The organism is Streptomyces sp. NPDC002076 (assembly GCF_053593835.1).
Genome location: NZ_JBSFDI010000012.1, coordinates 34750 through 59637, shown reverse-complemented (window position 1 = coordinate 59637; position 24888 = coordinate 34750). Strand labels below are relative to the sequence as shown.

The window sequence follows — 24888 nt, the reverse complement described above, 5'->3', positions numbered from 1 at the left end:
CCGGCGTCAGAGGGTCACGGCTTGAGGGCGAGTGTGTCGCTCGTGCTGTTGTCGACCGCCTTGGCCGAGAACGACCAGGGCAGCAGTTCGCCCTTGGCCCACAGGCTCGTCTGGTCCGTGTAGTGCGCGCTGAAGGCGTGCCCGGAGGCGCCGGTCAGGTTGATCCACCTGGACTTGTCGAAGTCGGCGAGGTTGACGACCATCCGCATGGACGGCACCCAGACGACGCCGTAGCCGCCGGCGGCGTTCCAGCCGGTCGCGTTCACCGTGGCCTCGCCGCCGCTGAGCCTCCAGGGGCCGCGGTTGAGGATGTACTGCAGCGCCTTGGGACCGTCGGTGCCGAGGGTCTGGTTCTTCAGGAACAGGCGGTGCAGCCGGCCCCAGCTCCAGGTGTCGATGTCCTTGCCGAGCTTGGCGGTCAGCTCCCAGCGTGCGTCGATCATGGCCCGGGCGAAGAGCTGGTCCATGTTGTTCGCCGCGGGGCGGGTGCCCGACTTGGGGGTCTTCCACCAGTCGCTGTCCGGCTTGTCCATCAGGGTGCGCACGACCTCGAACCAGCGGTCGCCGCCGTCCGGCTGCGCCTGGTCGGTGTCGCGGTCGCCGCACTCGCGCACCTTGGAGTCGTCGTCGACCGGGCCGGTGCTGTCGATCTTGTCGACCCACAGGCACTGCCCCTGGACGCGCAGTTCCTTGGGCAGTTTGTTCCCGAAGGCGAGCTTGAGGATGTTGCGCCAGACCGCGTTGAAGTAGGCGGCCGCCGCGGAGTCGGACTCCTGGGTGTAGTCCCAGCCCTCCAGCAGCTTCTGCGCGTCGCGGACGTTCTTGTCGTCGAGGTTGATCTTCAGCAGCTTCGGCACGAGCAGCTTGGCGATCTCGCTGCTGTTGTCCAGCTGCATCTGCCGCATGTCGTCGGTGGAGATCTTGCCGCCGTCTTTGATCTTGGACTCGATCAGGTCGGTGATGCGCTGGCTGCGGGTGCCGTAGCCCCAGTCGGTGGTGAGGGTGTACGGGTACTTGTCCTTGTCGACCACGGCCTGGTTGGCGGTGACGATGTAGCCGCGCTTGGGGTTGTACTCGTAGGGCAGCTCGTTCTGCTTGATGAAGCCGGTCCAGCGGTACTTCGAGTCCCAGCCGGGCGCCGGGATGGCGCCGTCGTCCACCGAGGAGCGCGTGGGGATCCTGCCGGGCAGCGTGTAGCCGATGTGGTTGTCGGTGTCGGCGTAGACCAGGTTCTGCGAGGGCACGTCGAACAGGGCCGCCGCCTGGCGGAAGTCGCTCCAGTTCGCCGCCTTGTCGAGGGCGAACACGGCGTCCATGGAGGTGCCCGGGTCGAGCGCGGTCCACCTCAGGGCGATGCCGTAGCCGTCGCCGCGGTCGGGGGCGGCGGTGTTGACCGTGGCCCGCTTACCGACCTGGACGAGTTCGTCGTCGCGGTCGGACAGCAGCGGCATCCCGTCCTGGGTCTGGCGCACGACGATCGTCTTGGACGAGCCGCCGGCGACCTTGATGGTCTCCTCGCGGGTCCTGAACGGCCGGACCTTGCCGTCGTACAGGTAGCCGTTAGCGCTGACCTTCTCCAGGTAGAGGTCGGTGACGTCGACTCCGGAGTTGGTCATGCCCCAGGCGATGTCCGCGTTGTGGCCGATGATCACACCGGGCATGCCGGCAAAGGTGTAGCCGGTCACGTCGTACTGGCACTTGCTGGAGACGGTGCGGCAGTGCAGGCCCATCTGGTACCAGACCGACGGCAGCGACGCCGACAGGTGCGGGTCGTTGGCGAGCAGCGGCTTGCCGGTGATGGTGTACTTCCCGGCCACGACCCACGAGTTGGAGCCGATGCCCTGGCCGTTCACTCCGACGGCAGTGGGGACGTCGCCCAGGACGTTGTAGAGGCCCGCCAGCTGGCTTGTGAGCGACGATCCGGAGGCCGTCGAGGTGGAGGAGCCGGTCGTGCCCGTCGAGCCCGCAGAGCCGCCTGTGGCGCCGCCGGCCGTGCCGGACGTGCCCGTCGTGCCGGTGCCCTGCGAGGTTCCGGTGCCGCCGCTCTGCTGGAAAGACCTGGTCAGCGCGCTGTACTGGCCTTCCTGCACGATCGGCTTGTTACGGCTGTACGGGTACTCGGGGTACAGGTCCTGGATCTGCTGCGGACCGAGCCGGCTGGTCATCAGGGCGCGGTCGATCTCGTCCTGCATGTTGCCGCGCAGGTCCCACGCCATCGCCTTCAGCCACGAGATCGAGTCGACCGGGGTCCACTTCCCGGGCTTGTAGTCGTTGGTGAAGCCCAGGGCGGCGTACTCCAGGGAGATGTCCTTGCCGTCCTTGCCCTGCAGGTAGGCGTTGACGCCCGCGGCGTAGGCCTGGAGGTACTTCTTCGTGGCAGCCGACAACTTCGTGTCGTACTCCTGGCCGGCGATCCGGTCCCAGCCGAGGGTGCGCAGGAACTCGTCGTTCTTGACCTGGCCCTTTCCGAACATCTCCGACAGGCGCCCGGAGGTCATGTGCCGGCGCACGTCCATCTCCCAGAACCGGTCCTGCGCCTGGACGTAGCCCTGCGCCATGAACAGGTCCTCGTCGGAGGACGCGTAGATCTGCGGGATGCCGTTGCCGTCCCGCTTGACGTCGACCGGCCCCGACAGGCCCTGGAGCGTGATCGTGCCCTTGGTCTGCGGGAAGGAGGCGCGGACGGTACTGACCGACCAGTAGGCGCCGTAGGCGATGCCTCCGATGATGGCCAGTACCAGCACGAGCACGATCAGTCGGGCTTTGCGCCCCTTCTTCCTGCCGGACTTGGCGGGCGCGGCACCGGTGGTGGCGGTGTCACCCGTTGTGGCGGTGGTGTTGGGGGGCATCGCTGTCCTTGCTGTCCTAACGCGAGCGGCAGGTCGGGCTGTGACTTTGAATGAGCGCTGGAGCAACCATAGGCGCAGGGTCCCGTCCCGCTTGACGCGGAGTCGGGAACCAGCGCGCACGAGCGTTCGATCTTGCCTCGGCGAGCGTCAAGAAAGCGTCAAGACTTAGGTAAGGTAACGAAGTACTTGGCTGCGGTGCGCCGCAGCCTCGGGTCTTGTGTACGCGAGCTCGCGCCCCTGGCGCGCGGGCCAAGGAAGGGAACCGCCGCTGACTGTTCACCACCTCAACCAGCTCCTGCTCGTCTGCTCCGTGGTCCTGCTCGTCGCCGTCGCGGCCGTCCGGATCTCCTCCCGCAGCGGGCTCCCCAGCCTGCTCGTGTACCTGGGGATCGGCGTCCTCATGGGCCAGGACGGCATCGGCGAGATCCACTTCAACAGCGCCGCCGTGACCCAGGTCATGGGGTACGCGGCCCTGGTCGTGATCCTCGCCGAGGGCGGTCTCGGCACGAAGTGGAAGGAGATCAGGCCGGTCCTGTCGTCCGCCTCCGTCCTGGCGACCGCCGGCGTCGCGATCAGCGTGGGCGTCACCGCGGCGGGCGCGCACTATCTGGTCGGGCTGGAGTGGCGGCAGGCGCTCATCATCGGCGCGGTGGTGTCCTCGACGGACGCGGCGGCGGTCTTCTCGGTGCTGCGCAGGGTTCCCCTCCCCGCGCGCGTGACGGGCACGCTGGAGGCGGAGTCCGGCTTCAACGACGCCCCGGTGGTCATCCTGGTCGTCGCCTTCTCCACGGCCGGCCCGGTCGAGCACTGGTACGTCCTGCTCGGCGAGATAGCCCTGGAGCTGGCCATCGGCGCGGCCATAGGGCTCGCGGTGGGCTGGTTCGGCTCCTGGGGGCTCAAGCATGTGGCCCTGCCCGCGTCCGGCCTCTACCCGATCGCGGTCATGGCGATCGCCGTGACGGCGTACGCCGCCGGCGCTCTGGGGCACGGCAGCGGCTTCCTGGCCGTCTATCTGGCCTCGATGATGCTCGGCAACGCCAAGCTCCCGCACTGGCCGGCCACGCGCGGCTTCGCCGAGGGGCTCGGCTGGATCGCCCAGATCGGCATGTTCGTCGTACTCGGCCTGCTGGTCACGCCGCACGAGCTGGGCGACGACGTCGTACCGGCCCTGATCATCGGGCTGGTCCTCACCATGGTGGCCCGCCCGCTGAGCGTGGTGCTCAGCCTGGCGCCGTTCCGGGTGCCATGGCAGGAGCAGACGCTGATGTCGTGGGCGGGACTGCGCGGCGCCGTGCCCATCATCCTGGCGACCATCCCGATGGTGAACGGTGTCACCGGCAGCCGCACCATCTTCAACATCGTCTTCGTGCTGGTCGTGGTCTACACCCTCGTCCAGGGTCCGACGCTGCCCTGGCTGGCCCGCACCCTGCGGCTGGGCGAGGAGGGCGAGGCCTCCGACCTCGGCATCGAGTCGGCGCCTCTGGAGCGGCTGCGCGGACATCTGCTGTCCGTCTCGATCCCCGAGGGCTCCCGGATGCACGGGGTCGAGGTCAGCGAGCTGCGCCTGCCTGCCGGGGCCGCCGTCACCCTCGTCGTCCGCGAAGGAAAATCGTTCGTTCCGCTGCCCTCGACGGTGTTGCGGCGGGGCGACGAACTGCTCGTCGTCGCCACCGACCCGGTCCGCGACGCGGCGGAACGCCGCCTGCGCGCGGTCGCCCACGGCGGCAAACTGGCGGGCTGGCTCGGCACCAACGGGGCGAGCAGCTCGCGTTGAGGGACCAATCCCTGCCGTTCACGCTCCCGTCCCGTGAAATCCCAGGCGGCCCGCCGCGTGGTGCTCGTTTTCACAGATGAGGGAGGCAAGAGCCCCTGTACCATGAAGGCGCACCCTGATCGAACCAACTCTGCCTGACGCAGAGCTGGCGCGACCGTATGGCGGCCGGGTCGCCTCCCACTCGCAGTGGGCGCCGGTATCTACCGCAGTTTGCGCAAGAGGACAGCTCTCGGCGCCCGGGCCACACGAGGCCCGCGCTACCAGGCGGCAGAAAGGCACGGGCCGTGGGATCCACGGTCACCACCAACAAGCCGGAGAAGACCTCCCCGGCCCCGTCCCGCCCGGGATACGGACAGCTGCTGCGCACCCGCGGCGCCTGGACCTTCCTGCTCCCCGGTTTCGCGGCGCGCCAGCCGTTCGCGATGCTCACCATCTCCATCGTGCTGCTCGTGCAGCACACCACCGGCTCGTACGGCGCCGCGGGCGCCACCGCGGCCGCCACCGGTGTCTCCATGGCGCTGTTCGCGCCGTACAGCGGGCGCCTCACCGACCGCTACGGCCAGCGCGCCGTGCTCACCCCCGGCGTTGTGCTGCACACCCTGTCCGGCCTGTCGCTGACGGCGCTCGCGCTGGCGCACGCCCCCCTGTGGGCGCTGTTCCTGGCGGCCGTCCCGACCGGCGCCTCGGTACCGCAGGTCGGTCCCATGGTGCGTGCCCGCTGGGGCGTGAAGCTGCAGGGTTCGCCCCTGATGACCACCGCGGCGGCGTTCGAGTCGGTCACGGACGAGCTGACCTTCGTCTTCGGCCCGCTGCTGGCGACCGCGCTGTGCACCACCGTGACGCCGGCGGCCGGCCTGGTCACGGAGGGCGGGCTGACACTCGTCGGCGGTCTGCTGTTCGCCGCGCAGAAGGGCACGCAGCCGCCGGTGAGCGCAGAGAGCGGGCACGCGCGCGTGAAGCACGCCTCCGCGCTGCGCGTACCGGGCGTGCGCGTGCTGGTCGTGACCTTCCTGGGCATCGGGTCCGTCTTCGGCGGCATGCAGGTGGGGCTGGCGGCGTTCACCGAGTCGATCGGCGAGCCCGGCCTGAACGGTGTCCTGTACGGCGTCTTCGCCGCCGGCAACATGCTGTCCGGCATCGTCTGCGGCGCGATCGCCTGGAAGACCGCCCCTCAGCACCGCCTGGTGGTCGGCTACACGGCGCTCGCGGTCGTCGCGTCCGCCCTGTGGACGGCCCACTCGGTGCTGCTGCTCGCCGGGCTCGGCCTGCTGGTGGGCATGTGCATCGCACCGGCGCTGATCACCGGCTACACGCTGGTCGAGGGCCTGGTCCCGGCCGGCGCCCGCACGGAGGCCTTCACCTGGCTGACCGGCGCGGTCGCGCTCGGGCAGGCGGCCGCCGTCACGGTCGCCGGACAGCTGGAGGACCGGCTGTGGAACGGCGCGGGATTCCTGGTGCCGATGGCCGGCACGGTGCTCGCGCTGGCGACGCTGCTGACGCTGCGGTCGCGGCTGGCCGCGCGGCCCCAGAACCGTACCGTCGCACGTGGCGTCGGTCACCGCGTGCCGGTGACGGTGGACTGATCCCCGGGAATACGTCACTATGGACTGTCGTTAGCACTCATTGAGTGAGAGTGCCAGGAGGAAGACAAGTGCCGACCTACCAGTACCAGTGCACCGAGTGCGGCGAGGGCCTTGAGGCGGTGCAGAAGTTCACCGACGACGCCCTGACCGAGTGCCCCAACTGCGGTGGCCGCCTGAAGAAGGTGTTCTCCGCGGTCGGCATCGTCTTCAAGGGCTCCGGCTTCTACCGCAACGACTCGCGCGGTTCCACGTCGAGCAGCAGCCCGGCGTCGAAGACGTCGAGCACCTCGTCGTCGAGCACGCCGAGCTCGTCCTCGTCCGACTCGAAGCCGTCCTCGTCGAGCTCCGCCGGCAGCTCCGCGGCCTGACCTTTTCCTTCCCGGACCCTGCTGTCGTACGACGGCAGGGTCTTCGGCGCTTCCCGGCGCCGCTCCCCCACGGTTTCACCGCCCGCTAGGGTGCTGGTCATGGCGAACGCAGAGATCGGCGTGATCGGTGGCTCGGGCTTCTACTCGTTCCTCGACGACGTGACCGAGGTCCAGGTGGAAACCCCCTACGGGCCGCCCAGCGACTCCCTCTTCCTCGGCGAGATCGCCGGCCGGCGGGTCGCCTTCCTGCCCCGGCACGGCCGCGGCCACCACCTGCCACCGCATCGCATCAACTACCGGGCCAACCTGTGGGCGCTGCGCTCCGTCGGCGCCCGGCAGGTGCTCGGCCCCTGCGCGGTGGGCGGACTGCAGCCCGAGTACGGCCCCGGCACCCTGCTCGTGCCGGACCAGTTCGTGGACCGGACGAAGTCCCGGGTGCAGTCGTACTTCGACGGGCTGCCGCTGCCCGACGGCACCGTGCCGAACGTCGTGCACGTCTCCATGGCCGACCCCTACTGCCCCACCGGACGGGCTGTCGCCCTGAAGGCCGCCCGGGGCCGGGACTGGGAGCCGGTGGACGGCGGCACGCTGGTCGTCGTCGAGGGGCCGCGCTTCTCGACGCGTGCCGAATCGTTGTGGCACCGGGCGCAGGGCTGGTCGGTCGTGGGCATGACCGGTCACCCGGAAGCGGCGCTCGCACGGGAACTGGAGCTGTGCTACACGTCGCTGACCCTGGTCACCGACCTCGACGCCGGCGCCGAGACCGGTGAGGGCGTCTCGCACGAGGAGGTGCTGCGGGTGTTCGCGGCCAATGTGGACCGGCTGCGCGGCGTGCTGTTCGACGCGGTGGCGGCACTGCCGGAGACCGGGGCGCGGGACTGTCTGTGCGTGAACGCGCTCGGCGGAATGGATCCGGGCTTCGAGCTGCCGTAGCGCCTTCGGGGAAAACCCGGAATTCCCCGTTCGGGTGGCCGAGTTATCCACAATCGGCCCGTGATCCACCGGCTCGGGCGGAATTCGGCGCGAGGCCTCATCGTGGCATCGCAAGCCGAATTCCTCGTCGCAGGCGGTGATTTCCGTGCCTCGGTCCTCGTCCTTGAATCATTCTCCAAATCCGTCCCCGAATCCGTCTCCCGTTCCGTCCTCGTCCTCTCCGGTTTCTCCGCCTCCGCTCCGGCTCCCGCGTCCGCTGGGCACGGACGCCCCGGCGACCTGCGAAGTCCCGCAGTTCCCGCCGGTGCGGGTGCGCGGCGGGCGGTATCGGCTGCAGCGGCTCGTACGGCGCCGCGGCCGGGCCATCGCGGCCGGCCTCGCGGTGACCGCGGCCGCGCTCGTCGCCGCGGGCCCGCACACGGGGGCCGCACCGCATCGTGCGGAACAGGCCCGGAGCCGCCCGGTCCCGGTGCCCGTACGCCGGCACACGGCGGTGGACGTGGTGACGGCACCGGTGCGGATCGCCGACGCGGCCACCGTCCGGCTCCTGCGGCCCGGCGACCGTGTCGACGTCATCGCCGCCGGGGACCCGGCGTCCGGGGTCGTCGCGCGTGTGCTCGCGCGCGGCGTGCGGGTGACCGAGGTGCCCGAGCCGCTGGGGGACGGGGCCGAGAGCGGGGCGCTGGTCGTGCTGTCGGTGCCGCGTGGCACGGCGGCGCGGCTCGTCGGGGCGAGTGCCACGACGCGTCTGGCGGTGACGCTGTGCTGAACCGGCTCGGACGCTTTCTCGGCGGTTTACTGTCAAATCGCTCGATGGTGCCACGGGGCTGGACACCGTGGCGGCACCGTGCCGTAGGTTGCGGAGCGTTTCGTTCCACACCCTGTGCATGCGAGGAGAGTCCCCGAGGTGAGCGAGAAGAAGGAACCGAGCGTCTGGCAGGGCTTCAAGGCCTTCCTGATGCGCGGCAACGTCGTCGATCTGGCAGTCGCGGTGGTTATCGGCGCGGCCTTCACGAACATCGTGAACTCGGTGGTCAAGGGGGTCATCAGCCCGCTGGTCGGAGCGATCGGGACGCAGAACCTGGACCACTACAGCTCGTGTCTGAAGCCCCCGTGCCAGGTGGGCGCGGACGGCACGGTCAAGAGCGGTGTGCCGATCCTGTGGGGCTCGGTCCTCGGTGCGACGCTGACGTTCGTGATCACCGCAGCGGTCGTGTACTTCCTGATGGTCCTGCCGATGTCGAAGTTCCTGGCGCGGCAGTCGGCCCGGAAGGCGGCGCGGGAGGGCACCAAGGAGGTCATCGAGGTGACCGAGCTGGAGGTGCTCAAGGAGATCCGCGACGCGCTGGTCGCGCAGCGTGGATCGGGACACGACGAGCGCTAGCGGCGCTGCTGCGGAGGGCTCAGAGGTGGTGGGGCGGCTTCTCGTCGAGGAAGCGCTTCAGGTCGGCGGCGCTCTCGCCGTCCGTGCGCTCGCCCCACCCGCGATCGGTGTCGTCCGAGGACTGCTGGTCCAGCGGGTCGTCGAAGACCAGGGCGGGCTTCGGGACGCGGGGCTCGGATGCGGGGGCGGTGCTCATGCCACCAGGGTACGGCCCCGGTCCACGCGCCCGTGCGCGTCCGGCACCCCCGGCGGGGGCGCTCGTGAATGCGTTCATTGTCTGCTGATGCCTTCACAAGGCCTTCTGGACGCTCTTCTGCTGTGCTGAGAGGCATGACGTCGAGTTCCGCTCCTGCGCCCGCTCCCTCGGGCGTACCCCAGTCCTCCGGGCCGCTGCGACGGCTCGTCGCGCGCGGGCGCGACGAGGCGCACCGGGTCTCCTCACCGCTGGAGCTCTTCTTCGACCTGTGCTTCGTGGTGGCGATCGCCCAGGCGGGAGTGCAACTGGTGCACGCCGTCGCCGCGGGGCACGCGGGCGACGGAATCCTCAACTACGCCATGCAGTTCTTCGCCATCTGGTGGGCCTGGATGAACTTCACCTGGTTCGCCTCGGCGTACGACAACGACGACGCGCTCTACCGGATCGTCACCCTGGTGCAGATCGCCGGCGTCCTGGTGCTGGCCGCCGGTATCTCCCGGGCCTTCCAGCAGCACGACTACCTGGTGGTCTGGATCGGCTATGTGATCATGCGGCTGGCGATGGCCACGCAGTGGCTGAGAGCCGCGAGATCGGCCGAGGGCGCCGAGAGAACCCTGGCGTTGCGGTACGCGGGCGGCGTGCTCCTGTGCCAAGTCGGCTGGCTCGGCCTGTTGCTGCTGCCCGAACCCGCGCGGCCCTGGGTGTTCCTGGTGATGGCGATCGCGGAGATGTGCGTGCCACTGTTCGCGGAGAAGGACTACGAGACCTCCTGGCATCCGCACCACATCGCCGAGCGGTACGGCCTGTTCACCATCATCGTCCTCGGCGAGACGATCGCCTCGGCGACCGTCGCCGTGAAGGGGGCCTTCGACGAGCACAACGCGCTGGGCGAGCTGCTGCCGATCGCGGCGGGCGGGCTCCTGATCGTCTTCTCCGCGTGGTGGATCTACTTCGTGGTGCCCATCCACGGCCACCTCCGCGCCAACGGTCAGGCGTTCCTGTGGGGTTACGGCCACTACCTGATCTTCTCCTCCGCCGCGGCAATCGGCGCGGGCCTGGAGGTGTCCGTGGAACACACGGTCGGCAGGACCCACATCTCCACCCTCTCCGCGTCGGCGGCCGTGACGCTGCCCACGGCGCTGTACCTGCTCACCGTCTGGGCACTGCACTCCCGGCACTTCAAGGTCGGCATCGCCCAGCAACTGGTGCTGCCGGCCACGGCGCTGCTGGTGATCTGCTGCACCTTCCTGGGCCACTGGGCGGTGCTCGCGGCGGGGCTGGTGTGCTCGGCCGCGGTCGCGGTCGGGGTGGCGCTCACGGCGCGCATGGTCGGCCGGAAGCGTACGGCGAACGCCGCCGCTTTGGCCGGCTGAGTCCGCTCGGGCGCCTGGACGGACGAGACTGGCCCGCATGACAGTTGACGCAATCACGGACATCGCCGGGGTGCGGGTGGGGCACGCCACCCGCACCGGGGACGGCTGGCTCACCGGCACCACGGTCGTCCTCGCCCCGGAAGGCGGCGCGGTCGCCGCCGTGGACGTGCGCGGCGGCGGCCCCGGCACGAAGGAGACCGACGCGCTCGACCCGCGCAACGTGGTGCAGCGGGTCGATGCGGTCGTGCTGACCGGTGGCAGCGCGTACGGGCTCGACGCGGCATCCGGTGTGATGGCCTGGCTGGAGGAGCAGTGGCGCGGAGTGCGGGTGGGGCCGGGCCCGGCGCACGTCGTGCCCGTGGTGCCCGCCGCGTGCGTCTTCGACCTGGGGCGCGGAGGGAACTTCAGCGCGCGGCCGGACGCGGCGACCGGGCGTGCGGCGGTGGAGGCCGCGGCGGTGAGTGCGCCGGGCGCGCGGGTGTGGGAAGGGTGTGTCGGGGCCGGGACGGGCGCCGTGGCGGGGCGGATCAAGGGCGGGGTGGGCACCGCGAGCACGGTGCTCGGCTCGGGGATCACCGTGGCCGCGCTGGTGGTCGTGAACGCCGCGGGTTCGGTGATCGAGCCGGAGACGGGGGCGCTGTACGGGGAGTTGTGCCTGGGGCGGGTGGAGTATCCCGAGGAGCGCGTGCACGAGGCCGCGCGCCGGCGCCTCGACGAAACCGCCGCCGAGAACGCGCCGCCCCCGCTCAACACGACGCTGGCGGTGGTCGCGACCGACGCGAACCTCTCCAAGGCGCAGGCACAGAAGCTGGCGGGCACGGCGCACGACGGGATCGCGCGCGCCGTACGGCCGGTGCACCTCATGAACGACGGTGACACGGTCTTCGCGCTGGCGACCGGTACTCGCTCTCTTTCCGAGCGCCCGCTGGAGCTCAACGACATCCTGGCCGCCGGTGCGGATGTCGTGACGCGCGCGATCGTGCGGGGGGTGCGCGCCGCGGAGCCGGTCGACGGGCCCGGTGGAGTGTGGCCGTCGTACGGGGAGTTGTACGGGGCGCGGTAGGGGGGTGCGCGGCGGGGGCGGCGGGCTGAGGACGGGACAGAACCGCCGCCCGCGTTGCATTGTCGCGGTTCTGTCACGTGATGGCGTTCACGGGAGGACGGCGGGAACCTTCCCGGCCGCCAGTGCCCTCCTTCTTCACGCACTGGAACGGATCACGCACATCACATGAACCTGGAGCAGCCCGTGACAACGCCGGACATTGCAGCGCGGCGCGTACTGGGGGCCTGTGCCGCCCTGGTGGTCGGCGGCCTCGCCCTGACCGCGTGCGGTGGCAACGCCGACGCCACCGACAACGGCAACGGCAACGGCAACGGCGGCAAGAACTCCCCCAAGGCATCGACGGCGCAGATCCTGATCTCGGCCAAGGACGGTTCGACCGGCGCGTCCATCAACGCGACCGGCGTGAAGGTCAGCGGCGGCAGGCTGACCGAGGTGAAGATGACCGTCGCCGAGTCGGGGCGGACCGTGGCGGGCGCGGTATCCGCGGACGGCGGCAGCTGGAAGCCGAAGGAGCGGCTGGAGCGCGGGACGAAGTACGAGATCGACGCGAGCGCGAAGGACTCCGGCGGGCGTACCACCACGACCAAGTCCGTCTTCACCACCGTCACGACGGCGAACAGCTTCATCGGCACCTACACGCCGGACAACGGCACCACGGTCGGGGTGGGCATGCCGGTGTCGTTCAAGTTCGACAAGTCGATCAGCGACAAGAAGGCCGTGCAGTCGCACATCACCGTCGACTCCAGCAGCGGCCAGCAGGTGGTCGGGCACTGGTTCGGGGACCAGCGGCTGGACTTCCGGCCGCAGGAGTACTGGAAGGCCGGCTCCAGGGTCACGGTGAAGATCGACCTGGACGGGGTCCAGGGGGCGCAGGGCGTCTACGGCGTGCAGAAGAAGACCGTCACCTTCACCGTCGGGCGGTCGCAGGTCTCCACGGTCGACGCCGACACCCAGACCATGACCGTGGTGCGGGACGGCAAGACGATCAAGACGGTTCCGATCTCCACCGGCGACCCGCAGCACACCACGTACAACGGGCAGATGGTGATTTCCGAGAAGTTCCAGCAGACCCCCATGGACAGCCGGACGGTCGGCCTCGGCAACGCGTACAACATCCCGGACGTGCCGCACGCCATGCGCCTGACGGACTCCGGCACCTTCATCCACGGCAACTACTGGTACAACAAGGCCAATCCGCCCTTCGGTCACCAGGGCACCAGCCACGGCTGCGTCGGGCTCGCGGACGTACAGGGCGGGGAGGGCGCCACGTCGGCCAAGTGGTTCTTCGACAACTCGATCACCGGTGACGTGGTGATCGTGAAGAACTCTCCCGACAAGACCGTCACCCCGGACAACGGACTCAACGGCTGGAACATGTCGTGGAGCGCCTGGACCGCCGGAAGTGCCGTCTGATCGGCGGTTTTTGACGTCATGTCGGGTCGCGCGTGAACTTCTCGCGCGGCCCGCGCGTTTTCCCGGCGTACGTTTTCTCGGTTCCCGGACATGATGTCCGACCGAGGGGCTACGGTATGCACCCACAAGGTGACATGCAGCAACGCCGGGAGATGTCTTGAGCGTTCCGTACGAGACGGCAGCGTACGAACCAGCCGAGTCGCCCGAGTCTCCTGAGGAGCATCTCGAGCGGCTCCTCGGCCGTGCCCTGAACTCCTTCGAGCTGCCCGACGAGGTGATACGGCAGCTCGACTGCGCGCTGGCGCACGACAGTTCGCTGCACTCCGCTTACCACAGCGCGGGACTGCACCGGGAGACCTACCGGCACACCTGGCTGCTCGCCGACGGCTCCGCGGTCACGCTGTGGGAGCTCGCGCACAACCCCACCCCGGGCGGCGCTCCGGAGAGCGAGGTGTACGTCGACGAGGAGGAGCTGCAGGCGGCCACGGCGCGGCTCGGGATGCCGCCGGAGGCACCGGAGTTCGAGTTGCCCGCGCTGATGCGGCTGTGGGCGGTTCCGGAGCCCCGGCACGTGTTCGCCGCCGACGACTCGGCGGACCACGCGCGCAGGCTTCTGCGCCGTGCGGAGAATCCGGACCGGCCCGGTGCTCAGACGGCGGCGCTGCTGGCGACGGCGACGGCGCACGAGATCACGCAGGCGTTCGGGCGCCCGGGGCGCGCCGGGCGCGCGGGACTGAGCTACGCGCTGTACGAGCACGCGTTCCTGCTGCCGGACGGCAGCGAGGTCTCCCTGTGGGAGGTGGAGCACACGGCGACGCCGGACGGGCGGCACATGTGCGAGGTGTACATGTCGGAGGACGCGGCGCGGGACGCCATGGAGCGACGCGCGGCGCGGCAGGGTTAGCGCGCGTGCCGCGGAGCGGATGACGGCGCTTGTCCGTCAGTGATCGCTGCCGAGTCGCCGTATCAGTCCGGCGAAGGCGTCCTGTTCCGCGGGCGTCAGCTCCACCTTCTCCCACGCGGGGCCGGCTTGCGGCTGGGGCGGGAGGAACGGGAGACGAGGAGCCGGAAGCTCTCTCAGGGCCGCCGCGCGGAAGCGGCGCAGCAGGCGTACGACGCCGATCGCCCAGGCCACGCCGGCCAGGGTGAGGACGGCCGCGCCGGCCAACTGGAGAGTCGAGAGATGCTCGGGCATACACGCCAGTACACACCACGGTCCGGGACTTTGGCCCCGGACCGTGACGTATCTCGCAGGTGCCGTGAACAACTCACAGCGAACTAAAGGGACAAGGCGTGGCAGGGGGCGGTGCGGTGGTCAGGCCGCCACGGGCTGCTTGGGCTCCTTCGTCGTGCGGGCCGCGTTCGCGGCGGGGTCGGTGGCCGTGGTCTCCGGGGTCTGCTTGCGCATGCCCTTAAGGAGCACGACCAGGGCCGTGGTGGCGCAGACGCCGGCCGCGATGGCGATGAGGTACAGGAACGGGTTGCCGATCAGCGGGATCACGAAGATGCCGCCGTGCGGGGCGCGCAGGGTGGCGCCGAAGACCATCGACAGGGCGCCGGTGAGTGCGCCGCCGACCATCGACGAGGGGATCACGCGCAGCGGGTCGGCCGCCGCGAACGGGATCGCGCCCTCGGAGATGAAGGAGGCGCCCAGGACCCAGGCGGCCTTGCCGTTCTCGCGCTCGGTCTGGGTGAACAGCCTGCCGCGCACGGTGGTGGCCAGGGCCATCGCCAGCGGCGGGACCATGCCGGCCGCCATCACCGCGGCCATGATCTTCATCGCGGAGTCGCTGGGGTTGGAGACCGCGATGCCGGCGGTGGCGAAGGTGTAGGCCACCTTGTTGACCGGGCCGCCCAGGTCGAAGCACATCATCAGGCCTAGCAGGGCGCCGAGCAGGATCGCGTTGGTGCCGGTGAGGCCGTTCAGCCAGTCGGTCAGGCCCTTCTGGGCGCTTGCGATGGGCTTGCCGATCACGACGAACATCAGGAACCCGACGATCGCCGAGGAGATCAGCGGGATCACCACCACCGGCATGATGCCGCGCAGAGCCGGGGGGATCCGCACCTTCTGGACGGCCATCACCACGCCACCGGCGATCAGACCGGCCGCGAGTCCGCCGAGGAAGCCCGCGTTGATGGTCAGTGAGATCGCGCCGCCCACGAAGCCGGGGACCAGGCCGGGCCGGTCGGCCATGCCGTAGGCGATGTAGCCGGCCAGGACCGGGACGAGGAAGCCGAAGGCGACGACGCCGATCTGGAAGGACAGCGCACCCCAGCTGTCGGCCTGGGTCCACACGAAGTGGTCCATCACCGACGGCGCCTTGTTGATCTTGTAGCCGCCGATCGCGAAGCCCAGGGCGATGAGGAGGCCGCCCGCCGCGACGAACGGAACCATGTAGCTCACACCGCTCATCAGCCACTTGCGGAGCTTGCTGCCGTAGCCCTCGGTGGAGTCGCCCGCGCGCTCGACCGGTGTGCCGCCCGACGCGGGCGCCGCCGCGCTCGTCTCGCCGCGCGCCGCCTTCGCGCGCACCTCCGTGATGAGTTCGGCGGGGCGGTTGATGCCCGCCTTCACTCCGACGTCGACGGTCGGCTTACCGGCGAAACGATCCTTCTCGCGTACGGGGACGTCGTGCGCGAAGATCACGGCGTCCGCCGCCGCGATGACCGCCGGGTCCAGCCGGGTGAAGCCGGCCGAGCCCTGTGTCTCGACGACGAGTTCGACGCCCGCCTCGCGTCCCGCGTTCTCCAGGGACTCGGCCGCCATGTAGGTGTGCGCGATGCCGGTCGGGCAGGAGGTGACGGCGACGACACGGAAGGGGCGCTCGCCGGAGTCCGCGGCGGAGCCGACGCCCGCCGGGGTCGCCTGCGCCGGGGTGGATGCGCCCGGCGCCTGCGCGGTGGTGCCCGCTGCGGCGTCGGCGGAGGCCGCCACCGACGCCGCAGCGGAGTCTTCAGAGGCGCCGCCTGCGCCCGCGGCGCCCGCGGCGCCCTGAGCTGCGCTCGCCGCGGCCTTCGCGCCGGCGCTCGCGCCCGTGCCCTCCTCGGAAGGCTCCGCCGGCGCCTGCGCAGTGCTAGGCGTCGCGTCGCCGCGGATCAGCGCCGCCGCCGTCTCCGCGTCGGTCACCGCGCGCAGTGCCGAGGTGAACTCGGTGTTCATCAGCTGGCGGGCCAGTGAGGAGAGGATCGTGAGGTGGGCGTCGTCGGCGCCGGCCGGGGCGGCGATCAGGAAGATCAGGTCGGCCGGGCCGTCCGGGGCGCCGAAGTCGATGCCGGCGGCGCTGCGGCCGAAGGCGAGGCTCGGCTCGGTGACGTGGGCGCTGCGGCAGTGCGGGATGCCGATCCCGCCGTCGAGGCCGGTCGGCATCTGGGCCTCGCGGGCGGCCACATCGGCGAGGAAGCCCTCCAGGTCGGTCACCCGGCCCTGGGCCACCATGCGCTCGGCGAGGGCGCGCGCCGCCGCTTCCTTGCTGTCGGCGGACAGGTCGAGGTCGACCAGGTCCGCGGTGATCATGTCGCTCATCGCGGGCTCCTATGCACGCGTATCGCCCGGGGGGAGGCGTGGGCGGAAAGGGGGACGGGGGTGCGGTGGGGGGATGAGGCCGTTCGGGAGACGGGGCCTGGGAGACCCGGCATTCCCTGGGCGGCACAGCGGCTGGGCCGGCCGTGCCGCTCGGGGGCAGCGGCGAGTAACGGGGAACCTCGCCGCTTCGAGCCGGGCCGGGTGGGAGCGTCCTGGGGTGCGGACGCGGGGCGAGCGCCCAGCCGGCGGGTGCCGGGGCGGGTGCGGTGGAGTAGGAGGGCGTTCATGACACCGGCTCCGTCAGTTCGCGGTCGAGCGGGATCTCGGCGGTGACGGTCACGGCCGACGGGTCCAGGTCGGCGGGGGTCGGCATGACGCTGCCGGGGAGCTGGACGGCGGCGGCGCCGTGGGCGACGGCGGAGGCGAGGGCCTCGGGGCCGCTGCCGCCGGCGATCAGGAAGCCGGCGAGGGAGGAGTCGCCGGCGCCGACGTTGCTCCGGACGGTGTCCACGCGCGCGGTGGCGAACCAGGCGCCCGTGTCCTCGACGAGGAGCTGCCCATCGGCGCCCAGGCTCGCGAGCACGGCGCGCGCGCCCATGCCGCGCACCTCCTCGGCCGCCTTCAGCGCGTCGCCCACGGTCGCCAGGGGGCGTCCGACGGCTTCCGCGAGCTCCTCGGCGTTGGGCTTCACCACGTCGGGCCGCGCACGCAGCGCCTCCAGCAGCGCGCGTCCCGAGGTGTCGAGCGCGATGCGTGCACCCCCGGCGTGCGCCCGCGTGACGGCGTCGGCGTACCACGAGGGGGCGAGGCCCCGGGGCAGGCTGCCGCAGCACGCGATCCAGTCGGCGTCGTGGGACTGTTCGCGCACGGTGTCCAGGAGGCGTTCCTGTTCGGCCTCCGACAGCTCCGGTCCCGGCGCGTTGATCTTCGTGAGCACCCCGTCGGACTCCGCGAGCGCGATGTTCGAGCGGGTGGCTCCGGCGATCAGCACCGGCGCGACCTCGATGCCCTGCGCGTCGAGCAGATCGGCGATGAGCGCTCCCGGCGCACCACCCAGGGGCAGAACGGCAACCGTGCGCCGGCCGGCGGCCGCGACGGCGCGCGAGACGTTCACGCCCTTGCCGCCCGGATCCATGCGCTCGCCGGTGGCGCGGACGACCTCGCCGCGCTCCAGGGCGGGGATCTCGTAGGTGCGGTCGAGGGAGGGGTTGGGGGTGACGGTGAGGATCATGCGCGCACTACTTCCGTGCCGCCGCGTTCGATGGCGGCGGCGTCTTCGGGGCTCAGCCCGTTGTCCGTGATCAGCAGGTCCACATCGCCCAGGTCGCCGAAGCGGGCGAAGTGCTCCTGGCCGTGCTTGGAGGAGTCGGCCAGCAGCACGACGCGCCGGGAGGCGGCGACCGCGGCCCGCTTGACGGCGGCCTCGGCAAGATCGGGGGTGGTCAGGCCGTGCTCGACGGAGAAGCCGTTGGCCGCCACGAACAGCACGTCGGCGCGGATCTCGCCGTACGCGCGCAGCGCCCAGGCGTCCACGGCGGCGCGCGTGCGGTGCCGTACGCGCCCCCCGACCAGGTGGAGCTGGATGCCCGGGTGGTCGGCCAGGCGGGCGGCGATCGGCAGGCTGTGCGTGACGACGGTCAGGGAGGCCTCCAGCGGGATCGCGGCGGCGACCCGGGCGACCGTCGTACCGGCGTCGAGGATCATCGTGCCCTCGGTCGGCAGTTCGGCGAGGGCGGCCTTGGCGATGCGGTCCTTCTCGTCTGCGGCGGTGGACTCGCGCTCGGCGAGGTCCGGTTCGAAGTCGAGGCGGCCGACAGGGATGGCACCGCCGTGCACGCGGCGGACGAGGCCCGCGCGGTCGAGGGCCTTCAGATCGCGGCGGATCGTCTCCGCGGTGACCTGGAACTCCTCCGCGAGCGACAACACGTCCACCCGGCCGCCGTCACGTGCGAGCCGGAGGATCTCCTGCTGCCGTTCCGGTGCGTACATGTCCGCTCGCCTCCGACTCGATGTCCGTTCACTTCTGACCGATGCCCGAACGTGTGGTTTCAGTCGGGAGGCTACGCCGGGATTTCCGGAAAGTAAACAGGTTCGGGCTTCAACCGGACATGATCGGGCTTCCGCCTCGGGCAGCGGAGCTGCAGAGGAGCCTGACAAGGGCCCGGCACCCGCAGGTGCCGGGCCCTTGTCAGGCGCGGCTCAGTGCACCAGCTCCGGCTCCCGCGCCGGTGCCTCCTCCTCGGCTGCCTCCGCCTGCTGGGCCGGCCGCTTCGGCAGGGCGGACATCAGCAGGAAGATCGCGCACATGATCCCGGCGACCCACCACAGCGCGTACTGGAAGGCGTGCACGAAGGCCGGGCCGACCTGGGCGGGGGCCAGCCGGTCGCCGATCTCGCCGAAGAACACCACCGACACGAGCCCGAGGCCGAGCGCGTTGCCCATCTGCTGCACCGTGTTGATCAGCCCGGACGCGGACCCCGCGTGCTCACGCGGCACCTCGGAGAGCACCGCGTCGGTCAGCGGGGCCACGATCAGCCCCATCCCGGCGCCCATCACGATCAGCGGGAGGGCCATCTGCCAGGAGGCGATGGCGAGGCCGTACCGGTGCGCCTCCCACAGATAGAGCAGTACGCCCGCGCCCATGACCAGCGCGCCCGCCTGGAGCACCTTCCGCCCGAACCTCGGGACCAGCTTCTGCACCGACATCCCGGCCGCCGTCGACACCGCGAGGGAGAACGGCACGCCGGTCAGCCCGGCCCGCAGCGGGCTCCAGCCCAGGCCGATCTGCATGTACAGCGTCCAGACCAGGAAGAAGATGCCGAGCGCGATCCCGAAGACGGTCTGTACGGCGATGCCCGCGGCAAAGCTCTTCACTCGGAAGAGGGACAGTTCGATGAGCGGGGAACCGTCCCTGGCCGCCTTCCGTTTCTCGTACGACACCAGCGCCGCGAAGACGACGAGCGCGCCGGCCATGCAGAGGTACCCCCACAGCGGCCAGCCCAGCTCGCGGCCGCGGGTGAGCGGGTAGAGCAGCATCAGCAGGCCCAGCGAGACCAGGGCGACACCGACCAGGTCCAGTTTCAGCGCCTTGGGGGCCTTCGATTCGGTGATGAAGCGGCGTCCGAGTATCCAGGCCAGGACGCCGACGGGGAGGTTGATGAGGAAGATGGGCCGCCATTCGAGGCCGAACAGGTTCCACTCCGTCAGCAGCGCGCCGAGCAGCGGTCCGGAGACCGCGCCCAGGCCGACGATCGCGCCGAACAGACCGAACACCTTGCCGCGTTCCCGGGCCGGGAACGTGGCGTGCACGATCGACAGCACCTGCGGCACCATCATCGCCGCCATACCGCCCTGCAGGATGCGGGAGGCGACCAGCATCTCCGGGTTCGCGGCGAAGCCGCACAGGGCGGAGGCGAGGGTGAAGCCGCCGATACCGGTCAGGAACAGCCGCTTGCGGCCATGGATGTCACCGAGACGTCCGCCGGTGATGAGGGCTGCGGCGAAGGCGAGCGCGTAGCCCGCGGTGATCCACTGGATCTGGCTGACCGAGGCGTGGGCGCTGCGCTGGATGGACGGGATGGCGATGTTGACGATCGTCACGTCCACCAGGTCCATGAAGGCCGCGGTCATCACGATGGCCAGGGCCAGCCAGCGGGTTCGGTCGGGTGAGGGTTCGGGGAGTGCCGTGGCAGTTGCCGTCGTGTGCCGGCCGTCCGTCGTCCTGGGCTGGTCGCGCAGTTCCCCGCGCCCCTCGCCGGTGTTGCTGTCGTTCGGGGTCATGAGGTGAAGGTAGGGCGGCAATAGGTCAGATCCCGTCCTAGTTGTGCGGCATTCTCTTCGGTATGACTACGGACACACCGGCCCGGCTGCTGCAGCTCCTCTCCCTGCTCCAGACCCCGCGCGAGTGGCCCGGTGGTGAGCTCGCCGAGCGGCTCGGGGTGTCCCGGCGTACCGTGCGGCGGGACATCGACCGGTTGCGCGAGCTGGGGTATCCGGTGCAGGCCAGCAAGGGGGCCGACGGCGGATACCGGCTGGTCGCCGGCAAGGCGCTGCCGCCGCTGGTGCTGGACGACGAGGAGGCGGTGGCGATCGCGGTGGGGCTGCGGGCCGGTGCCGGACATGCGGTGGAGGGCGTGGACGAGGCATCCGTACGGGCCCTGGCCAAGCTGGAGCAGGTGCTGCCGGCCCGGCTGCGCCACCGGGTGTCCACCCTCCAGGTCGCGACGACACCGCTGACCAGCGGGGACGGGCCGACGATCGCGCCGGAGACGCTGACCGTGATGGCCTCGACGGTGGCGGGGCACGAGCGGCTGCGGTTCGCCTACCGCGACAAGGACGGCAGCGAGTCACGGCGGCTGACCGAACCGCACCGGCTGGTGTCGACCGGGCGCCGGTGGTACCTCGTGGCCTACGACCTCGACCGCGCCGACTGGCGGACCTTCCGGGTGGACCGGGTGAGCGAGCCGTTCGCGACCGGAGTCCGTTTCGCGCCACGGGAGTTGCCGACCGGGAGCGCGGCGGAGTACCTGCGGCAGTCCATCCACCGACGGCAGGAGACCTACGAGTTCGCGGTGCGGTTCGCCGCGACGGCGGAGCAGGTCTCGGCGCGCTTGCCGGCGGGGCTCGGAGTGCCGGAGGACGACGGCGAGGGCGGTTGTGTGCTGCGGGGCACCTTCGGTGCGCCGCTGGAGTGGCTGGCGGTGCGGCTGGCGATGACGGGGTACGAGTTCACCGTGCGAGGTCCGAGTGAACTGGTGGAACGCGTAAGGGAGTTGGCTGGGCGGCTGAGTCGGGCAGGGGCGAACACCCAAGAGGCGGAGTCCCGTCGGTGACGGCCTAGACCTCCCCGGCGCCCCACTCGAAGTCCCGCAGGGATCGGAGGTTGCGCAGGGCCGGGGCCGCGGGACCTTCCGGGCCGGTGGGCGGGGAGGAGGTGGCGGCCCAGGACTCCACGGCGACCCGGACGGCGACGCCTGCGACGGCCGCGGCGAGGCGGAGGTCGGGGGTGACCGGCGCGGGGAGTGCGGACCCCGGGGCAACGTTGTCGCGCCGATTGTCGCGCCGTCCTGCGGTTGCGTCGGCCTCACCGGTTCCGTGACCGCCAACTCCACTGTGTTCACGGCCAGTTGCTGAGATCCGGTCCGCGAAGATCTCGGCCAGGGGCCGCTCCGACGCCTGGCACACCTCCGCCCAGACCTTGCGCAGGGCGGGGCTGGCGTCGGCCAGACGGATCAGGGTGCGGACCCATTCCCAGGACGCGGCCGACACCCGGACGCCGGGGGTGAGGGTGTGTTGTACGGCGTGCTCCAGCGCCTCGGGGACACCGAGGTGGGCCGGGGCCGAGCGGACCGCTTCCGCCCAGCGCTGGGCGCCTGCCGCGTAGGGGGGCGACCGCTTCCTCCTTGGTGGCGAAGTAGCGGTAGAAGGTGCGTGCTGCGATGCCCGCGGCCTGTGCGATGTCCTCGGCGCGGGTCGCCCGCAGTCCCTGGCGGACGAACGGGGCGGCCGCAGCCCGGGCGATCTCCGCCCGGGTCTCGGCCTTCCGGCGTTCGGTCAGCGAGACCGGGGTGGAGGCGGAAAGCGGCTGATGGGCAGCGCTGGAGGTGGTGCCGGGGGCGGTACGAGGGTTGGCGCCGGGGGTGGTGCCAGGTGGTGGTGCCAGGGGTGGTGCCAGGGTTGGTGCCGGGGGTGGCGCTCATCCGGGCAGGCTCATGCCCATGTGGCAGAATCTGCCATCCGACGGTCCACCCCGGGGTTCAGGTACGGGGTGGACCGTCGTCCCATGATGCTCACCACCCCACACGCTGCCCACCGCCCCACGCCGCCCACCACCCCGCCGCCCGTGCAGACTTGAGTCTCCCGCAAGGGGAGACCGGAAGGTGGGCTCATGCACTCCGGCATCTTGTACTCGATCGGTGAGCTGGCCCGGCGTACCGGGCTGTCGGTCAAGACGATCCGCTTCTATTCGGACCAGGGCCTCGTGGTGCCGGCGAGCCGTACCCCGGCCGGTTACCGCCGCTACGGTCCCGAGGCGGTCGCCCGACTGGCGCTGGTGCGGACGCTGCGCGAACTCGGCCTCGGCCTGGAGGTGATCCGGCGGATCGTGGACCGGCCGCTCTCCCTCGGCCGGGTCGCGGCCGAGCAGGCTGCCGCGCTGGACGTGCAGATCAGTGTGCTGCGTCTGCGCCGGGCGGTGCTGTCCGCCGTGGCGGCCAGACGTGAGCCGACCTTCGAGGAGATGGAACTCATGCACCGGTTGGCGACCCTGTCCGAAGCGGAACGGAGACGCCTGATCGACGGTTTCCTGGACGCCGTCTTCGAGGCACCACCACAGCCCTCCCCGACCGACGCACCCCGGCCCGCCCTGACCGACGCACCCCACCCTCCCCCGGCCGACCCGCCCCTCCCCGCCGAGGCCGGGCTCCGGCGTTCCCTCACCCCCGAGTTGCCCGGCCACCCGACCGAGGAGCAGGTGACGGCGTGGGTGGAGCTGGCCGAGTTGTCGCTCGACGACGAGTTCCGTGCGGCCGTACGGCGTCTGGTCCAGGAGCATGCCGTGAACCGGCCCGGGCGGCCGGGCGGCGTCGGCGCCCCGCCCCTGCCCGACGTCGTCGCCGTCGCGCGGGATGTCGTATCCACCGCCCTGGCGTCCGGCACCAGGCCCGAAGCGCCGGAAGCGGATCCGGTGGTCGCGGCCCTCGTCGCCCGGTGCTCGCCCCTCTCCGGGCACCCGGGCCACAGCTCGCCGCACCAGTGGCTGCTCCAGTGTCTGGAAGCGGCGCGCGAACCCCGCTGGGACACGTATCTCCGCCTGCTGGCCCTCGTCAACGGCTGGCCGGCCCCGGAGCCGTTGACCGCGGTGATCGACTGGGCGGCCGCAGCACTGCGCGCACGAGCGGTGGCTTGATGGGAACGTCCGGACAGCAGCATGGGAACGTCCGGACAACAGTGACGAGTTGCCGGACGGCTCCCTTGGCCGGCATGAGGGGCACAAGAAGAAGCCGGGCCTCGGCACCCGGGGGGGATAGGTGCCGAAGCCCGGCTGGGGAGGTCCCGGCGCCGGGGGGGATGTGCGTCGGGACCTGGCTGTGTGGGTCGGGTCGTGCGGTGGGCGCGTGGGGTCGGCCCATGGGTGCGGTTGGTGCGTCGGGAGTGCGGTCCCGGGCCTGGCTGCTGTAGGGCCCGGAAGGGTTGTTCCCGTGGGCCCGGGAGTTGAAGCGATGGGAGCACGCCATGTTTGCGCCGTCTTCCGCCACCGGCGTGCGCCCCCTCAGGCACCGTACGCGCACAGGCACCACGCGTCGCCGACCGCCACGGCCCCGGCACCGCGCCCTCGCCTCACCCCACGGGCACCCCTCTCACAGCACCGGCACGTCGTAACCCCGTTACGCCGCCGCGTCGAAGCCGGTCTGGCGGGCCAGCTTCTTCAGTTCGAGCAGAGCGTGCTTCTCGATCTGGCGGATGCGCTCGCGGGTCAGGCCGTGCTCCTTGCCGACCTCGGTCAGGGTGCGCTCGCGGCCGTCCTCGATGCCGTACCGCATCTTGATGATGGAGGCCGTGCGCTGGTCCAGGCGGCCGATCAGATCGTCCAGTTCCTCACTGCGCAGCAGGGTCATGACGGACTGCTCGGGGGAGACGGCCGAGGTGTCCTCCAGCAGGTCGCCGAACTGGGTCTCGCCCTCGTCGTCCACCGACATGTTCAGCGACACCGGGTCGCGGGCCCAGTCGAGGACGTCGATGACGCGCTCGGGCGTCGCGCCCAGCTCCGTCGCGATCTCCGCGGGCTCCGGGTCGCGGCCGTGCTCACGGTTGAACTCTCGCTGCACACGGCGGATGCGGCCCAGTTCCTCCACCAGGTGGACGGGGAGCCGGATGGTGCGGGACTGGTCGGCGATGGAGCGGGTGATGGCCTGACGGATCCACCAGGTGGCGTACGTCGAGAACTTGAAGCCCTTGCGGTAGTCGAACTTCTCCACCGCGCGCACCAGACCGGCGTTGCCCTCCTGGATCAGGTCGAGCAGGGGCAGGCCACTGCGCGGGTAGCGCCGGGCGACCGCCACGACCAGGCGGAGGTTGGAGCGGATGAAGACGTCCTTGGCCCGCTCGCCGGCGGCGACCAGCGCTTCCAGTTCCTCGCGGGAGGCGTCCGTCCTGGACTCCTCCTCACCGTCGAGGACCTGCTGAGCGAAGACCCCCGCCTCGATGGTCTGGGACAGCTCGACCTCCTTGGCGGCGTCGAGCAGCGGCGTACGCGCGATCTCGTCGAGGTACATGCCGACCAGGTCGCGGTCCGCGATCTCGCCGCCATGGGCGCGAACACTGCTTGCCGAGTCGACCGTCTCGCCGGTGGCGGACTGACGACGGGCGACGGCACGGGTTGCCATGCGTGCTCCCTTGCGATGGTGGGCTGGCGGGTGGTCCTGCTGAAC

21 protein-coding genes and 1 pseudogene are annotated in these 24888 nt (G+C 71.1%); 13 read left to right on the top strand and 9 right to left on the bottom strand.

All coding sequences use genetic code 11. From position 1 onward, the window contains the following. Positions 1-14: 14 nt before the first annotated feature. The gene (locus ACWCQS_RS25000; RefSeq protein WP_451006515.1) at positions 15-2849 is read right to left on the bottom strand and encodes a penicillin acylase family protein; all 2835 of its coding nucleotides are present in this window, start codon (positions 2847-2849) and stop codon (positions 15-17) included. Positions 2850-3066: 217 nt separating this feature from the next. Here ACWCQS_RS25000 and ACWCQS_RS24995 point away from each other — a divergent pair, with 217 nt between their 5' ends. From ACWCQS_RS24995 to mscL, 6 genes are all read left to right on the top strand, one after another. Continuing rightward, complete coding sequence (locus tag ACWCQS_RS24995) at positions 3067-4623, top strand: potassium/proton antiporter (RefSeq protein ID WP_451006514.1); 1557 nt, start codon at positions 3067-3069, stop codon at positions 4621-4623. A 284-nt stretch (positions 4624-4907) separates the two neighbouring features. Beyond that, positions 4908-6206: an MFS transporter gene (locus tag ACWCQS_RS24990; RefSeq protein ID WP_451006513.1), complete on the top strand. Its 1299-nt coding sequence runs from the start codon at positions 4908-4910 to the stop codon at positions 6204-6206. A 68-nt stretch (positions 6207-6274) separates the two neighbouring features. Then, positions 6275-6574 (top strand): FmdB family zinc ribbon protein, encoded by a 300-nt coding sequence (locus tag ACWCQS_RS24985; RefSeq protein WP_450987458.1) that lies wholly within the window; start codon positions 6275-6277, stop codon positions 6572-6574. Positions 6575-6673: 99 nt separating this feature from the next. After that, positions 6674-7507, top strand: coding sequence for an S-methyl-5'-thioadenosine phosphorylase (locus ACWCQS_RS24980; protein ID WP_450987459.1), 834 nt, complete (start codon positions 6674-6676; stop codon positions 7505-7507). A gap of 163 nt (positions 7508-7670) precedes the next feature. Next, positions 7671-8276, top strand: coding sequence for a hypothetical protein (locus ACWCQS_RS24975; RefSeq protein ID WP_451006512.1), 606 nt, complete (start codon positions 7671-7673; stop codon positions 8274-8276). A gap of 138 nt (positions 8277-8414) precedes the next feature. After that, positions 8415-8891, top strand: a complete 477-nt coding sequence (gene mscL, locus ACWCQS_RS24970; protein WP_450987461.1) for a large conductance mechanosensitive channel protein MscL — start codon at positions 8415-8417, stop codon at positions 8889-8891. 19 nt (positions 8892-8910) lie between these two features. Here the strand turns inward: mscL and ACWCQS_RS24965 are convergent, their stop codons facing one another. Continuing rightward, the gene (locus ACWCQS_RS24965; RefSeq protein WP_451006511.1) at positions 8911-9087 is read right to left on the bottom strand and encodes a hypothetical protein; all 177 of its coding nucleotides are present in this window, start codon (positions 9085-9087) and stop codon (positions 8911-8913) included. A gap of 134 nt (positions 9088-9221) precedes the next feature. Between ACWCQS_RS24965 and ACWCQS_RS24960 the strand changes: the two genes are divergently transcribed. From ACWCQS_RS24960 to ACWCQS_RS24945, 4 genes are all read left to right on the top strand, one after another. Next, entirely contained in the window at positions 9222-10460 is a 1239-nt protein-coding gene (locus ACWCQS_RS24960) for a low temperature requirement protein A (protein ID WP_451006510.1), read from the top strand. A 37-nt stretch (positions 10461-10497) separates the two neighbouring features. After that, complete coding sequence (locus ACWCQS_RS24955) at positions 10498-11523, top strand: P1 family peptidase (protein WP_451006509.1); 1026 nt, start codon at positions 10498-10500, stop codon at positions 11521-11523. Between the two features lie 183 nt (positions 11524-11706). After that, entirely contained in the window at positions 11707-12936 is a 1230-nt protein-coding gene (locus ACWCQS_RS24950) for an Ig-like domain-containing protein (RefSeq protein WP_451006508.1), read from the top strand. 157 nt (positions 12937-13093) lie between these two features. Further along, positions 13094-13840 (top strand): DUF6227 family protein, encoded by a 747-nt coding sequence (locus tag ACWCQS_RS24945; protein WP_451006507.1) that lies wholly within the window; start codon positions 13094-13096, stop codon positions 13838-13840. Between the two features lie 36 nt (positions 13841-13876). Here ACWCQS_RS24945 and ACWCQS_RS24940 read toward each other — a convergent pair whose 3' ends face one another. The 5 genes from ACWCQS_RS24940 to ACWCQS_RS24920 all read right to left on the bottom strand — a co-directional run bounded on the left by ACWCQS_RS24940 (position 13877) and on the right by ACWCQS_RS24920 (position 20239). Continuing rightward, on the bottom strand, positions 13877-14131 hold the full coding sequence (locus ACWCQS_RS24940) for a hypothetical protein (RefSeq protein WP_451006506.1): 255 nt from the start codon (positions 14129-14131) through the stop codon (positions 13877-13879). A 120-nt stretch (positions 14132-14251) separates the two neighbouring features. Next, positions 14252-16459 carry a PTS fructose transporter subunit IIABC gene (locus tag ACWCQS_RS24935; RefSeq protein WP_451006505.1) on the bottom strand — a complete coding sequence of 736 codons (2208 nt, stop codon included), beginning with the start codon at positions 16457-16459 and terminating at the stop codon, positions 14252-14254. A 283-nt stretch (positions 16460-16742) separates the two neighbouring features. Beyond that, complete coding sequence (gene pfkB, locus ACWCQS_RS24930) at positions 16743-17690, bottom strand: 1-phosphofructokinase (RefSeq protein ID WP_451006504.1); 948 nt, start codon at positions 17688-17690, stop codon at positions 16743-16745. Continuing rightward, a complete protein-coding gene (locus ACWCQS_RS24925) occupies positions 17687-18448 on the bottom strand; it encodes a DeoR/GlpR family DNA-binding transcription regulator (protein ID WP_451006503.1) in 762 nt (253 codons plus the stop codon). The genes pfkB and ACWCQS_RS24925 overlap by 4 nt, the downstream gene beginning before the upstream one ends. A gap of 210 nt (positions 18449-18658) precedes the next feature. Continuing rightward, positions 18659-20239 (bottom strand): MFS transporter, encoded by a 1581-nt coding sequence (locus tag ACWCQS_RS24920; RefSeq protein WP_451006502.1) that lies wholly within the window; start codon positions 20237-20239, stop codon positions 18659-18661. Between the two features lie 62 nt (positions 20240-20301). Between ACWCQS_RS24920 and ACWCQS_RS24915 the strand changes: the two genes are divergently transcribed. Next, positions 20302-21291 carry a helix-turn-helix transcriptional regulator gene (locus ACWCQS_RS24915; protein WP_451006501.1) on the top strand — a complete coding sequence of 330 codons (990 nt, stop codon included), beginning with the start codon at positions 20302-20304 and terminating at the stop codon, positions 21289-21291. A 4-nt stretch (positions 21292-21295) separates the two neighbouring features. Here ACWCQS_RS24915 and ACWCQS_RS24910 read toward each other — a convergent pair. Beyond that, a pseudogene (locus tag ACWCQS_RS24910) lies at positions 21296-21941 on the bottom strand (TetR/AcrR family transcriptional regulator). Between ACWCQS_RS24910 and ACWCQS_RS24905 the strand changes: the two are divergent. Both ACWCQS_RS24905 and ACWCQS_RS24900 read left to right on the top strand, forming a co-directional pair. Continuing rightward, entirely contained in the window at positions 21898-22047 is a 150-nt protein-coding gene (locus ACWCQS_RS24905; RefSeq protein ID WP_451006500.1) for a hypothetical protein, read from the top strand. The pseudogene ACWCQS_RS24910 and the gene ACWCQS_RS24905 overlap by 44 nt on opposite strands. Positions 22048-22346: 299 nt before the next feature. Next, positions 22347-23366: a MerR family transcriptional regulator gene (locus tag ACWCQS_RS24900; protein WP_451006499.1), complete on the top strand. Its 1020-nt coding sequence runs from the start codon at positions 22347-22349 to the stop codon at positions 23364-23366. A 478-nt stretch (positions 23367-23844) separates the two neighbouring features. Here the strand turns inward: ACWCQS_RS24900 and ACWCQS_RS24895 are convergent, their stop codons facing one another. Continuing rightward, positions 23845-24843 carry a sigma-70 family RNA polymerase sigma factor gene (locus tag ACWCQS_RS24895; protein WP_388632299.1) on the bottom strand — a complete coding sequence of 333 codons (999 nt, stop codon included), beginning with the start codon at positions 24841-24843 and terminating at the stop codon, positions 23845-23847. Positions 24844-24888: the final 45 nt, after the last annotated feature.